Here is a 13,292-nt window from a genome sequence, read left to right as displayed (position 1 = left end):
ACTAGTTGTGCTCGCATTTTGTTTTCGTTATGCTTAAACTATATGCCAAAGATGCAACGATTTCAGGTGGGGGGACTATTCATGAATGAGCAGATCGAGGGAATAATTAAAAATATCGAAAAAGTAATGATAGGAAAAAGAGAGATTGCCGAGCTAAGTATTGTTTCGTTATTAGCAGGAGGGCATGTATTACTGGAAGACGTGCCGGGCGTTGGGAAAACAATGATGGTACGTGCGCTTTCAAAGTCACTGGGTGCAAGCTTTAAACGTATTCAATTTACACCGGATTTACTGCCATCTGATGTAATTGGCGTTTCTATATATAATCCGAAAACATTACAGTTTGAGTTCCGTCCGGGGCCGATTGTCGGCAATATTGTGTTAGCGGATGAAATTAACCGTACATCACCAAAAACACAGGCCGCTCTGTTGGAAAGTATGGAAGAGGGGTCAATTACGGTGGACGGTGAAACGATTCAGCTGCCAAAGCCTTTTTTTGTAATGGCAACACAAAACCCGATTGAATATGAGGGGACATATCCGCTTCCGGAAGCGCAACTAGACCGCTTTTTACTGAAAATAAAGATGGGCTATCCTACGAAAGAAGAGGAAATTGAAGTGCTGAATCGTGCCGAAAAATCGGTTCCGATAGATGATCTTTTCCCGGTATTAACAATCGAGCAGTTGAACGATTTAAGAGAACAAGCAAAACAAGTACATGTAGAAAATAATATTAAAGAGTATATTGTGTCCATCGCACAACATACACGTCATCATGAAAATGTGTATTTAGGTGTAAGTCCTCGTGCTTCCATCGCATTAATGCGTGCTGCGCAAAGCTATGCCTTTATGAAAGGGAGAGATTACGTTATTCCGGATGATGTTCAATATTTAGTGAAATTCGTTTTCGGCCACCGAATTATTTTAAAACCAGAAACACGCTATGAAGGAATTACGGAAGAACAAGTGATTGAAAGTGTTCTTCGTTATGTCCATGTTCCAGTAAAAAGGTACGTGCCGTAATGAAGGGAATCAAGCAGTTTCTAAAGCATGGCGGGCGTTTAATTACCGTTGTTTCGTTGTTTATAATTACGTATTGCTATGCAATGTTCCAAGGGGGCTTTGTTAGCTGGTTTGTTTTCTTCACGATTTTACCGTTTTTGGTCTATTCGATTTTACTGGCAATTATTCCGATTCGTTTTAAAGAAATATCCCGTACTTTATCGAAAGAACGAGTTGAACGTGGGGGCAATGTTCAAGTTACCGTAACATTCCGCAATACGAGCTGGTTTCCGTTTGTTTTTATGATGGTCCGAGAATTACCTATGAGGGAGGAACATTTTGAAAAACCGAACGGAAATGTAACGAAACTATTTTTGGTTGGGTGGAAGCGCGAGTTTAAGTGGACTTATGAATTGAAGGAGTTAAAACGAGGAGAGCATCATTTTAGAGGATTGCTGTTTACATGTACGGACTTTTTTGGATGGACAATACGGAATGTTGTAATGAATCACCCGCAGCTGTTTTTAGTATATCCCAAAGTATCCGATGTCAAATTATTGCCGATTGGAATGCAATATGACCAAGGTACAAGTCAATCGCGCTATTCTTTAATTAAGGATACGACGGTTGCGACTGGTGTCCGCGAATATGTACCGGGTGACCGCTTTTCTTGGATTCACTGGAAATCCTTTGCAAAAAATGGGGAACTGCGTACAAAGGAATTTGAAGATCAAAAATCACAAAATACATTTGTGCTAATTGATCGCGCAGTGCAGAAGAACTTCGATGATGTTGTCGATTACACGGCATCCTATATTAATAAAATTGTAAAAAAACAGGGCGATGTTTCATTTTTAAGTGTCGGGGTCGACCGTTATTTTACGCCGGTGATTAAAACAGGTAAACAGTATGAAACGGTCCTGCAGCATTTAGCAACGGTCGTACCGGATGCGCAGTTTGGTGTAGAACGTTTATTGTTTGAAGAACAGAAAATGATGAGCCGCTCTGTTGTTGTTATCATTACTGGTGAAATGACTCCTGAACTGCAGGAAGTATTAAATGCCGGAACGAAATATGCTCGTAAAATTATATGTTTTGTCGTAAGTGACCAAAAAGATCCGGTGCAGCATATAAGCCAAAATAATGAATTGCATTATGTCGGTATGGACGAGTTACAGCGAACGTATTCGGAGGTGAAGCACGCATGAGACGCAGCACAGCCGAAAAAATAGAACTCGCTATTTTTTATTTTATTGTTTTTCTGATTTTACGAGAATGGTTAATACCGGTAATGGAGTTAACGAACACAGGCTACTTTACGCAGTTTGTATTATTCATAGGGATATGTTTAGTACTGGGGATTTTTTCGCTGCCGTTTATTGTTAATTGGTTTATTAAGTTAGCATACATTACATGGTTTGTTGTCAGTGTGTATAAAGATGAAGCATTGACGACGACGCAATTTTTATCGGAAGAACTGAAATACAATTTGGATATATTGCTTGCAGGTGAGTGGATTTATGTGAGTGATCCATTTCGGACAAGTTTGTTTTTTATATTGATCTGGATGCTTATTTACTTAATTCAGCATTGGGTAAGTGTGCGCTATAGCATTTACTATTTCCTGCTGCTTACAGTATTTTTCATCGGGACACTCGATACTTTTACAGAATACGATGGCACAGCGGCGATTGTTAAAGTAATGTTACTAGGTCTTGTGCTTACATCGTTGCTATTTATAAAACGACTTATGCAGGCCGCGGAAATGCAAAAAGATTGGATGAACTACTTGAAATATGCGACTACGATTATCATTTTTGTTATGATTGCAGGAATTGTTGCAACAGTCATGCCGAAAGCAGAGCCTCAATGGTCGGACCCGGTTCCATATGTAAAAAATATTGCAGGTATTGGGGGTAATGCCAGTCAATCGGTTGCAACAGTTGGTTACGGGGAAAATGATGAGCGACTGGGTGGACCGTTTGCGGGGGATAATACGATTGTCTATGAAATAAAAACACCGATCCGTCAATATTGGCGTGTTGAGACGAAAGATTTTTATACGTCTAAAGGTTGGGAGCAATCAGATGATGAGTCATTGCAACAAACGCTTCAGTTTGCAGATCCTCTCCCGCTTTCAATCAAGCCTGGAAGTGAAGAGCCTCAGTCGGTGGAAGTGCAGGCTATAAATGAAGAATACTTGTTTTTATTGCAGGCATATGGCATTACTTCTTATAATCTAGACGGTACACAAACTGGATTGAGATTTAATACAGGCAATGAAAAAATTCTGCCTCTTATAAACAGCGATGTTGTAGCTCCTGCATCATACGAGATGACATTTCAACAGCCGGAATATAGTTACGTTGCTTTGAAAGAATCATTATCCTCAACTGAAAATGATTCGCGCTATTTACAGCTTCCGGATAATTTGCCGCAGCGTGTAACTGATTTAGCTCTTGAAATTACCGACATGTATGACAGTGTATATGACAAGGCTCGTGCAATTGAAGGTTACTTTGCGCGTAGTGGCTTTCAATATGAAACGACAAATGTACATGTTCCATCAGCAGATCAAGACTATGTAGATCAGTTTTTGTTTGAAACAAGGCTTGGATATTGTGATAACTTCTCTACTTCGATGGTCGTCATGCTTCGTTCGATAGGGATTCAGGCACGTTGGGTAAAAGGTTTTTCAAGTGGAGACCGAATCGATTCACAAGACGGTATGGTTACGTATCAAGTGACGAATAATGATGCCCATTCATGGGTGGAAGCGTATATTGACGGTATTGGATGGATGCCGTTTGAGCCGACAATTGGCTTTAGTAATCCGATGAATATTAATTATGATGTAGATTTCGAAGCTCCCGAAGAAGAGCAGCTACCTGATATGGAAGAACCAGAAGCACCAAAGCCGGAGTTGGAAGAACAAGATACAACTAAGCAATCAACTAATGGGACAAGTAGAATGGACTGGTCAAAATTTAAATGGGTGCTGTACGGATTACTGGCTCTTGTTGTGATTGGGTTAATTATTGCTTGGAAAAAACGCGGAAAATGGCAACCAAAACTTGCAGTTCAAATGAACAAATCGAAATTAGATAAAGCAGCAACATTTGAAGAAGCATATTTTGTGTTATTAAAACAGTTGGAGCGGGTTCATTTGAAACGAGGACAAGACGAAACATTGCAACAGTTTGCAATGCGTGTTGATCGACAGCTGGATACCACTAAAATGAGTGAGTTGACGGCATTTTATGAGCGACTTATTTATGCAAAACAGACCGACCAAATGAACACGACTGAAATGAAAGAAATTTGGGAATATTTAATCAATCGTACGAGTGGTTGATTTTAACTCGACGAAAGAGTAAAATTTAGAAAAATAAATAGTATTGTGCCTTCATATAAGTCTGGTAATATGGTCCAGATGTTTCTACTAAGTTACCCTAAATAACTTATCTATGACGGTGGGTCCCACTATATCCTTATAAGGGATAGGTTTACCCACTTGAAGAAGAGATGAAATATGAACGCGTAGAAATTATTTTCTTACGCGTTTTTTTTCTTAATATAGGCCGCAAAAAATTAGAAGAGGTGGAAATAGTGTCAACTCCTTTGTTAAAAGAACAAGAAAAGATTGTCGTTCTTGATTTCGGTAGTCAGTTCAACCAATTAATCACTCGTCGTATTCGTGAATTCGGTGTATTCTCTGAATTACATCCACATACGATTACTGCTGAAGAAATTAAAGAAATGAATGCTGTAGGTATTGTATTTTCAGGTGGTCCAAACTCTGTATATGATGAATCAGCATTCCATGTAGATCCGGCGATTTTTGAATTAGGTTTACCGATTTTAGGTATTTGCTATGGCATGCAGTTAATGGCCCAAACACATGGCGGTAAAGTGGAAGGCGCAGCAACTCGTGAGTACGGGAAAGCTGAAATTAACATTACTTCAGATAATAAATTATTTGCGGAATTACCAAAAAATCAAGTTGTATGGATGAGCCACGGTGACCATGTAACAGCAGTGCCAGAAGGTTTTGAAGTAATTGCGACAAGCCCTGCATGCCCGATCGCGGCAATGGCTGATGCTTCTCGTAAATTTTATGCAGTACAATTCCATCCGGAAGTACGCCACTCTGTATACGGAAATGATTTACTGAAAAATTTCGTATTCAATGTTTGTGAAGCAAAAGGCGACTGGTCGATGGCGAACTTCATTGAAATCGAGATTGCGAAAATCCGTGAGCAAGTTGGAGATAAGCAAGTACTTTGTGCATTATCAGGCGGAGTTGATTCATCTGTAGTAGCAGTGTTAATCCACAAAGCAATCGGTGACCAATTAACTTGTATGTTCGTGGACCACAACTTAAACCGTAAAGGTGAAGTTGAACAGGTAATGAAAACATTCACAGAAGATTTCGATATGAAACTGATCAAAATCGATGCTCGTGAGCGTTTCATGAATAAACTTGCCGGTGTTTCTGACCCAGAGCAAAAACGTAAAATTATAGGTAATGAGTTCATTTACGTATTTGATGAAGAGTCATCAAAGCTAAAAGATATGGACTTCTTAGCGCAAGGTACCCTTTACACAGATATTATTGAATCAGGTACAGCAACTGCCCAAACAATTAAATCACACCATAATGTTGGTGGTTTACCGGAAGATATGAAGTTTGAATTAATCGAACCATTAAATACACTATTCAAAGACGAAGTACGCGCTTTAGGCCTTGAATTAGGTCTACCTGAAGAAGTTGTATGGCGTCAGCCTTTCCCGGGTCCTGGTTTAGGTATCCGTGTACTTGGTGAAGTAACAGAAGAAAAGCTGGAAATCGTTCGAGAAGCAGACTACATCCTGCGCGAAGAGATTAAAAATGCCGGCCTGGAGCGCGACATTTGGCAATACTTCGCTGTATTACCTGACATCCGTTCAGTAGGTGTAATGGGCGATGGCCGTACGTACGACTACGCAATCGGTATCCGCGGTGTAACATCAATCGACGGTATGACATCTGATTGGGCACGTATCCCTTACGATGTACTAGAGAAGATTTCTGTACGTATTGTAAACGAAGTGAAGCACGTTAACCGCGTGCTGTATGATATTACTTCTAAGCCACCAGCAACGATTGAGTGGGAATAGTACTAGTTGTCTAATGTCTCATTCATCATTCTAGTCCTATTACATTTACAAAAAAACATTCTTTTAATGATAATGCCCCTGGAAGTTAGAAAAAATCTAACCTCCAGGGGTTTTTATGTCTCGGTAATGCTTAAGAACAGGGAGACATACTTCAATTGTGCTAGTGTATATCGGATGTGAAAGAAAAGAATTTGTTCGCAAAGATTAGCTTTAAAAAAAAGAATTATTTTTATTCTGTTCAATTTAAATTGGATGTATTAAACTTTATGAAGCCAACATGCACTTCTTATCAAGATGCAGCAATTGAGGTCAACATGAATAATTGGAACATTAATTACCAATCAGATAAGGGGAGCGAATTTCTTTGTTTACAAAACCTGACTTGGAAAGCATGCATATTATTGAAGGAACATATGATCCCTTAGTAATGCTATTGTCTTTCATTATCGCTTTTGGTGCATCCTATACAGCGATTTATATTAATCGGCGCATCAATGGAAAGGGTTTTTTTCATAAAAATATATGGTTAGTGTTGGCTTCACTGGCAATGGGGCTTGGAATTTGGTCAATGCACTATGTTGGAATGAGTGCGTTCGTCATATCCATACCTATGAAGCATAATTTGGTACTGACGATTATATCTGTCATCCCTGCTATTGGTGCATCGTATATGGCATTTTATTTAACCAATAGCGACTATAAAAAAGTTCAAACCTTTATCGCAGCTGGTTTCTTTATGGGATGCGGTATAGCACTTATGCATTATATAGGTATGGCTGCTATGGAAATGGATGCAAAGGTTGTTTATAATCCGGTCCTGTTTGGCTTTTCGATCTTGATAGCAATTGTGGCATCGTTTGCCTCTTTGTACATCTTTTCGATTACTGATACTAAAATGGAAAAGGTTTTGGTGAAAAGTATCGCCGCTTTTTTAATGGCTATCGCTGTAACAAGCATGCACTATACAGGTATGTTAGCGATGAGTTTTTATGTGGAGGGGCCGATCCGTGTACATACGCATGATTCCAATATGATTGAAGTCGCGTTGTTTGTGACAATTGGAATTGGCAGTTTGTTTGGACTTGCAATTTTAGCCAGTCGCCTAGATAGCTATGTTGACTTCCGTATGAAATATTTTGATGCGTTGACACAATTGCCAAACCATAATCAATTTACAGAAGACCAGCATATTAAAAAGAATACGAAAATGGTGGCCATTGTTCATTTAAACAACGTAGAGAAGTATATATTAGCTTATGGCTATTCTTTTGGGGATGCAATTGTGAAAAGTGTAATAGAAATAATGCAAACCAGTCTGCCAAAGGAGACGAAATTGTATCGCACGGAAGCTAATCGCTTTACGGTGATACATGCACCTGCTGAAAGTGTGCAAAATACAATCAATGGATTGCGGAGTATTTGTCTTTTGTTAGAGCGTCCGTTAAATATCGATGAACGTATGGTTTCGATAGAAGCAGTTTTTGCTGTTTCGCAGTCAGATGAAAAAAAGGCGGTTCATGAACATTTTACCAATGCAATTGCGGTATTACATGCTCCGTCGACACAATCCAGGCATGGAATAATTAAGTACGATCCAAAAATTCATACGTTTAATTTTGAACGTCAATTAAGCCTTGATATTCAACGGGCGATGGATGAAAATGAATTGTTCATTGTATATCAGCCGAAAGTGCATCCGGAGCAAAATAGTGTAGTAGGAATAGAGGCACTTATGCGTTGGAAGCATCCGGTGTACGGAATAATATCTCCGGCGGTATTTATACCGATATTAGAAAATGCTAATCGTATTTCAGATGTGACAGATTGGCTAATCGAGAGAGTTTGCCAACAATTAGCCGCATGGACTAATATAGGGATAGAGCTGCCACAAATATCGATTAATATTCCGGGTATGTATTTGACATCACCGCGTTTAAATAAAGTAATCAATAGGAGTTTGCTTAAGTATAAAATTCAAGCATCTAAAATTGAATTGGAAATTACTGAAACAAGTGTCATTCATGATATTCATAATGCTATATCAGCAGTAAGAACTTTCAGGGAAAAGGGCTTGTCTGTAGCACTGGATGATTTTGGAACAGGTTTATCGTCTCTATCTTATTTGAAAGAAATACCGATATCCACTATTAAGATTGATAAATCATTTATAGATGGTGTGCCCAATTCCGCAAAAGATGCCTCAATCCTAAAATCGATTATTCACTTGTGCTATTCACTTGATTTAAATGTTCTGGTAGAAGGTGTCGAAACGAAGGAGCAAGTTCAGTTTATTATGGGCTTGGAGAAAGTGCCGATCGTCCAAGGCTACTATTATTCAAAGCCATTGACAGTTGAAGAGTACGAACATTGGTGGAAAAAGCGAAAAGAAGTAGGTGAACAAAATGGGGAAATATCAATTGGATAGTAAAGGTAAGGCAGCTGTTGCGAAGTATCATGAAAAAAACAAGCCTGCCCAATTCGATAAAAAGCAGCAACTTGAAAAATTGCGTGCACAGTATTTGGAAAAGAAACAAAAGCAAAACGATGAATAGGTTGAATGGCAACATAGGAAGAGTAACATCTTTCTATGTTTTTTTGTGCTCTGATTTCGCCTTACCCTTATTAATAATAAATTATTGTCATAGCAGTGTATCTTTTTCTTTCATTTTTATTACAGAATGTTAAATTTACTATCCTCACGTTTATTATTTAGGAGGAAAGGTATTGTATAGTATGCCAAACAAGTATAGACAGTAGGTATACAAAATTAAATTAATGAAACTGGAGGAATGAAACATGGAAACACGTGATAACAAATTATATGGTATTTATGATAATGAAGCAGAATTACAGGCAGAAATGGATCGCCTTCGTGCACAAGGTTATGGTGAAGAGGATATGTATATTGTATCTAATCGCAATGATCAACTATCGATGTACCGAAACTCAAAAGGTTACAGCACTAACACGGATGGCTATGGCACTGATTACAAAGAAGGTTCTTGGTGGGATCGCTTTAAAGCATTCATGATGGGTGAAGACTTAGTACGCGATCAGCACTTTACGCAAATGGGTATCTCTGAGGACGAACGAAATCGTTACTATGATGAATTACAGGCTGGGAAATACTTATTGTATGTAGATAAAGATTATGGTACTTATTTTGATGAAGGTACTAAAAATTATGGCTTGAATGATCATTATGAGCGTGATTATGAGAAAACGGATGAAGAACGTTTAGCGCTTCATGAAGAACGCTTGCAAGTAGATAAAAAACGCGTGCAAACGGGTGAGGTGCAGGTCGATAAACATGTAGTCGAAGAGCAGCAAACGATTGAGGTGCCGGTAGAACATGAAGAAGTTTATGTGGAAAGACGTCCTGTTAATGAGGACACAACACTTAATGCAAATGGTCAGCTGCGTGACGGAATCACTCATGCTTATGAAGAGCAGGGGAAAATCCATATCCCTGTAACTGAAGAACAGGTAGAGGTTACGAAAAAAGATGTCGTGACAGAAGAAATTGTTGTCGGCAAACGAAAAGTAACAGATACGGAAACTGTATCAGATACGGTTCGTCGTGAAGAAGCGGATGTTAAAGATACGACTAATACTATGAATCATTTAAATGATGTGGACCATTTAGATGATGATCCGTTAAAACGTACTAACCGCGGATTATAAGATAACCATAAAAAGGAAGCCTATTTAGCGTAGGCTTCCTTTTTTGTATGTTAGTTACATTATAGTAAGTCGTTTAAGCTTAAATTATTTTTCAACTGTGGCTTTTTCGCGAGATTTCCACTCAATTCCACTAGTAACACATCCAAAAGTAACGATTATTAAAAGTACAAATAATGTGTTATGTAACCAATAGGGCATTTAAAAACCTCCTTTAACATTTTCGATGTTACTTTTATTATTTTAACATATTAAAGGAAAATGCACTTAATTAATAGAGCTAGATATAATTAATTTTCTTTCTTTTCGACAAAAAATGTCACAATTATAAATAGGAAAAATGCGATTAGTAAAAGAGTGCCGCCTACGATGAAGAACACCATGTTCAATGTTTCATTTGTGTCCAGCGGGTTTAAATAATGTAACCACATTCCTACACATAAACCAAAAGCTCCGATCATGCCTAAAATACTTTGGATTTTAACTAAGATTAGCTTGCGGACAGGTACTGAATAATAGAAAATCCCCCAAGCAAAGACTGATAACCAACCTACTAATACAATGTGTGCGTGGACTGGCCGTAAAGCGAAGTTCATGTTACCGCTCATAATTGATCCGATTAATACACCGATAAAACCGGAAACAGCTGCAAAGCGAATTAAATGCATTGCCCACTTTCGTTGCTGGTGCAAAAAAATCCCCCCTCTATTTGTTCAAACTTTACTATAGAGGAGTTATATAACATTTCTATAAACTTTTTATAAAATTATTTTATTAGTTTAATAAATCTAATACATTATGCTGGGAGAAGTCTTCGATAATCTCTTGCGGCAATAAAGTGAGCAGATCATTCTTTGTCGCCCATAAATATTGTTCGTGTTCATCGGACACCGTAATGTGCTCTTCTTTTGTATCACATAAAAAAGTGAGTAGTACAATTTGGCGTGTTTTGCTCGTATGGAATGTTGTTGAAAATAATTGATTTTTAACAGTAATATTCAGTCCTACTTCTTCTGAAAATTCCCTCTTTAGTGCAGTTTCAAATGACTCGCCGAAATGAAGATTCCCACCGACAGTCTCCCATGTGCCGGCACCGACAGTTTCAATTTGAGAACGCTGCACGATGAGTAATCTATTATTTTTAATAAGAACACCCTTTACAACAACCTTAATTTCATTCAAGTTAAAGTCCCCCTATTTTGTATGAATATACTAGAATTTTAGATTGAATCTTTGATTATGCCAAGTTTATTAATAACAAATAAATACACATCAATAGAAGAAATGGCTAATTTACGGATGTTTTTACGAACTATGATCTAAAATATATAAAAAACGTTCGGAAATAGCTTGTAATTTAAAAATTGAAATGATATATTACTAACGTAAATTAAATACGTCGTCGTATAATGTCGGGAATATGGCCCGTGAGTTTCTACCGAATCACCGTAAATGATTCGACTACGATTTATAAATAAGTTGTTACAACACTGCTGTAATGGGAGTGTAATATACTTATTTTCCTTAAATCGTGGACATGCGGCATTTATGCTTTGCGTGTCTTTTTTGTTTTTAAGGTTAAGTGTTCTTTAGATGTTGAAGACGACAACACGGAGGAAAGTTTCTTATGAAAAAGTATTTCGAGTTCGATAAACTTGGAACTAATTATCGCCGAGAAATTTTAGGTGGCTTTACAACATTCTTGGCAATGGCTTACATTTTAGTAGTAAACCCTAGCATTTTAACGCTATCTGATATTGAAGGTTTACCAGATGCACTACGCATGGATTACGGTGCGGTATTTGTGGCAACAGCTGTTTCGGCAGCAATTGGATGTTTCGTTATGGGGATTGTTGCAAGGTATCCTTTAGCTTTAGCACCGGGTCTAGGCTTAAACGCATTTTTTGCTTATACGGTTGTATTAACAAACGGAAGCCCTTGGCAACATGCTTTGGCTGCAGTATTTGTATCAGGCGTATTCTTCTTACTATTAACAGTTACAGGATTACGTGAAAAATTAATCAATGCCATCCCAATGGAGCTTAAAATTGCTGTTGGAGCGGGAATCGGATTATTTGTTTCATTCATCGGTTTAAAAAACGCGGGTATTATCGTTGCAAGTGAGGCAACAGTTGTCGGTTTAGGTAACTTGCACGATGCTGAAGTATTGTTAGCTATTTTTGGTATTCTGCTTACAGTCATTTTCTTAGTTCGTGGAATGAAAGCTGGCGTATTTATAGCAATGGCCATTACAGCAATAGCCGGTATGATTTTTGGTTTAGTTGATTTACCATCTCAGATTGTTTCGGCACCTCCAAGTGTTGAACCAACTTTCGGTAAATTATTCTCAGCATTCACTGATCCTGAATTCTATACGCTAACAATGGTATCAGTTATTCTATCATTCCTATTCGTAGACTTCTTTGATAACGCGGGTACTTTAATGGCTGTTGCCAACCAAGCGGGATTTGTAAAAAATAATAAATTACCTCGTGCAGGTAAAGCGTTAATCTCAGATTCAATCGCTTCTATTTCAGGCTCGATCTTTGGGACTTCAACAGTAACATCTTATGTAGAATCTTCAGCAGGGGTTGGAGCAGGCGCACGTACAGGGTTCGCTTCAATCGTTACAGGGATCTGTTTCTTGTTGGCACTATTCTTATCACCAGTATTAAGTGTTGTAACAAACGCAGTTACTGCACCGGCATTAATCGTTGTAGGGATTTTAATGGTATCTTCGCTTGGACAAATTGAGTGGAATAAATTCGAAGTAGCTGTACCAGCATTCTTCACAATGTTAATGATGCCATTAACATCATCAATCGCAACGGGTCTTGCAGTAGGTTTCGTATTCTACCCATTAACAATGGTGTTAAAAGGTAAAGCGAAAGAAGTAAACCCGATTATGTATATTTTCGCAGTACTCTTCCTGATTTATTTAGGTACGGTCGGTTCAATGTAAAATCATTCACCAGTCAACTATTGTTGACTGGTTTTTTTATTTTTGCAGGAAAATATAATTTTGGATCGAACTGAATTAAGTAAAGGAGGAGAGTTTAATGGGTATTAAAATTGAAGAGGCAACGGAACAACACTATATAGAAGTAAATCGTTTAGTAAGGCAAGGACATGATGATCATGTTAAAGGGGATGGTAAGGTATTTCGCCAAGTAGAGAGTGTTATGCCAGAAGAATATTATATGGAATTGCTTGAACAAGAGCAAAGTACAGTATTAATTGCACGGGAAGAAAATAAAGTGATAGGCTTTGCGGTCATGAGTATAGAAGATTCTCCAAAATTCCCTTCATTAGTTCATAGAAGATTTGCATACATTCATGACTTTGGTGTAGACCAGTCAGAAAAACGAAAAGGAATCGGATCGCTGTTATTTGAAGCTTGTCTGAAGTGGGCAAAGGGGATGCATGTTGATGAAGTGGAGTTAAATGTA

At 38.1% G+C, this 13,292-nt stretch carries 11 protein-coding genes and 2 riboswitches (1 of these 13 cut by a window edge); of the genes, 9 read left to right on the top strand and 2 right to left on the bottom strand.

Translation table 11 applies throughout. The annotated features are described in order from the left end of the window. Window positions 1-81: 81 nt before the first annotated feature. The 7 genes from MHH44_RS19275 (at window position 82) to MHH44_RS19245 (ending at window position 9,846) form a co-directional block, all read left to right on the top strand. Window positions 82-1,023, top strand: coding sequence for an AAA family ATPase (locus MHH44_RS19275; RefSeq protein ID WP_008408505.1), 942 nt, complete (start codon window positions 82-84; stop codon window positions 1,021-1,023). Further along, complete coding sequence (locus MHH44_RS19270; protein ID WP_340799376.1) at window positions 1,023-2,210, top strand: DUF58 domain-containing protein; 1,188 nt, start codon at window positions 1,023-1,025, stop codon at window positions 2,208-2,210. The genes MHH44_RS19275 and MHH44_RS19270 overlap by 1 nt, the downstream gene beginning before the upstream one ends. Next, window positions 2,207-4,357 (top strand): DUF4129 domain-containing transglutaminase family protein, encoded by a 2,151-nt coding sequence (locus MHH44_RS19265; protein WP_340799375.1) that lies wholly within the window; start codon window positions 2,207-2,209, stop codon window positions 4,355-4,357. Before MHH44_RS19270 ends, MHH44_RS19265 begins: the two co-directional genes overlap by 4 nt. Before the next feature lie 31 nt (window positions 4,358-4,388). After that, window positions 4,389-4,490: riboswitch (purine riboswitch) on the top strand. 118 nt (window positions 4,491-4,608) lie between these two features. Further along, window positions 4,609-6,162 (top strand): glutamine-hydrolyzing GMP synthase, encoded by a 1,554-nt coding sequence (guaA, locus tag MHH44_RS19260; RefSeq protein ID WP_041865823.1) that lies wholly within the window; start codon window positions 4,609-4,611, stop codon window positions 6,160-6,162. Between the two features lie 364 nt (window positions 6,163-6,526). After that, on the top strand, window positions 6,527-8,587 hold the full coding sequence (locus tag MHH44_RS19255) for a bifunctional diguanylate cyclase/phosphodiesterase (protein ID WP_340799374.1): 2,061 nt from the start codon (window positions 6,527-6,529) through the stop codon (window positions 8,585-8,587). Further along, complete coding sequence (locus tag MHH44_RS19250) at window positions 8,565-8,714, top strand: hypothetical protein (RefSeq protein WP_008408510.1); 150 nt, start codon at window positions 8,565-8,567, stop codon at window positions 8,712-8,714. The genes MHH44_RS19255 and MHH44_RS19250 overlap by 23 nt, the downstream gene beginning before the upstream one ends. A gap of 244 nt (window positions 8,715-8,958) precedes the next feature. Then, on the top strand, window positions 8,959-9,846 hold the full coding sequence (locus MHH44_RS19245) for a DUF2382 domain-containing protein (protein WP_340799373.1): 888 nt from the start codon (window positions 8,959-8,961) through the stop codon (window positions 9,844-9,846). Between the two features lie 287 nt (window positions 9,847-10,133). Here MHH44_RS19245 and MHH44_RS19240 read toward each other — a convergent pair whose 3' ends face one another. Continuing rightward, on the bottom strand, window positions 10,134-10,535 hold the full coding sequence (locus tag MHH44_RS19240) for a hypothetical protein (RefSeq protein ID WP_008408513.1): 402 nt from the start codon (window positions 10,533-10,535) through the stop codon (window positions 10,134-10,136). 82 nt (window positions 10,536-10,617) lie between these two features. Next, a complete protein-coding gene (locus MHH44_RS19235; protein WP_340799372.1) occupies window positions 10,618-11,025 on the bottom strand; it encodes an NUDIX hydrolase in 408 nt (135 codons plus the stop codon). A 200-nt stretch (window positions 11,026-11,225) separates the two neighbouring features. Then, a riboswitch (purine riboswitch) is annotated at window positions 11,226-11,327 on the top strand. 143 nt (window positions 11,328-11,470) lie between these two features. Between MHH44_RS19235 and MHH44_RS19230 the strand changes: the two genes are divergently transcribed. Beyond that, on the top strand, window positions 11,471-12,805 hold the full coding sequence (locus tag MHH44_RS19230) for an NCS2 family permease (RefSeq protein ID WP_014822570.1): 1,335 nt from the start codon (window positions 11,471-11,473) through the stop codon (window positions 12,803-12,805). 97 nt (window positions 12,806-12,902) lie between these two features. Continuing rightward, window positions 12,903-13,292: the 5' portion of a GNAT family N-acetyltransferase gene (locus MHH44_RS19225; RefSeq protein WP_065216324.1), read on the top strand. It continues 87 nt past the right edge of the window; the window shows 390 of its 477 coding nt (coding positions 1-390); it begins with the start codon at window positions 12,903-12,905; the stop codon falls past the right edge of the window.

Origin of the sequence: Solibacillus sp. FSL K6-1126 (assembly GCF_038003445.1) — a bacterium.
Classification (GTDB): domain Bacteria; phylum Bacillota; class Bacilli; order Bacillales_A; family Planococcaceae; genus Solibacillus; species Solibacillus silvestris.
This window is presented reverse-complemented; position numbering and strand designations above follow the sequence as displayed.

Coding starts and splice junctions, on each gene's coding strand:
- MHH44_RS19275 (WP_008408505.1), top strand. CDS start 82: ATGAATGAGCAGATCGAGGGAATAATTAAAAATATCGAAAAAGTAATG.
- MHH44_RS19270 (WP_340799376.1), top strand. CDS start 1,023: ATGAAGGGAATCAAGCAGTTTCTAAAGCATGGCGGGCGTTTAATTACC.
- MHH44_RS19265 (WP_340799375.1), top strand. CDS start 2,207: ATGAGACGCAGCACAGCCGAAAAAATAGAACTCGCTATTTTTTATTTT.
- MHH44_RS19250 (WP_008408510.1), top strand. CDS start 8,565: ATGGGGAAATATCAATTGGATAGTAAAGGTAAGGCAGCTGTTGCGAAG.
- MHH44_RS19245 (WP_340799373.1), top strand. CDS start 8,959: ATGGAAACACGTGATAACAAATTATATGGTATTTATGATAATGAAGCA.
- MHH44_RS19230 (WP_014822570.1), top strand. CDS start 11,471: ATGAAAAAGTATTTCGAGTTCGATAAACTTGGAACTAATTATCGCCGA.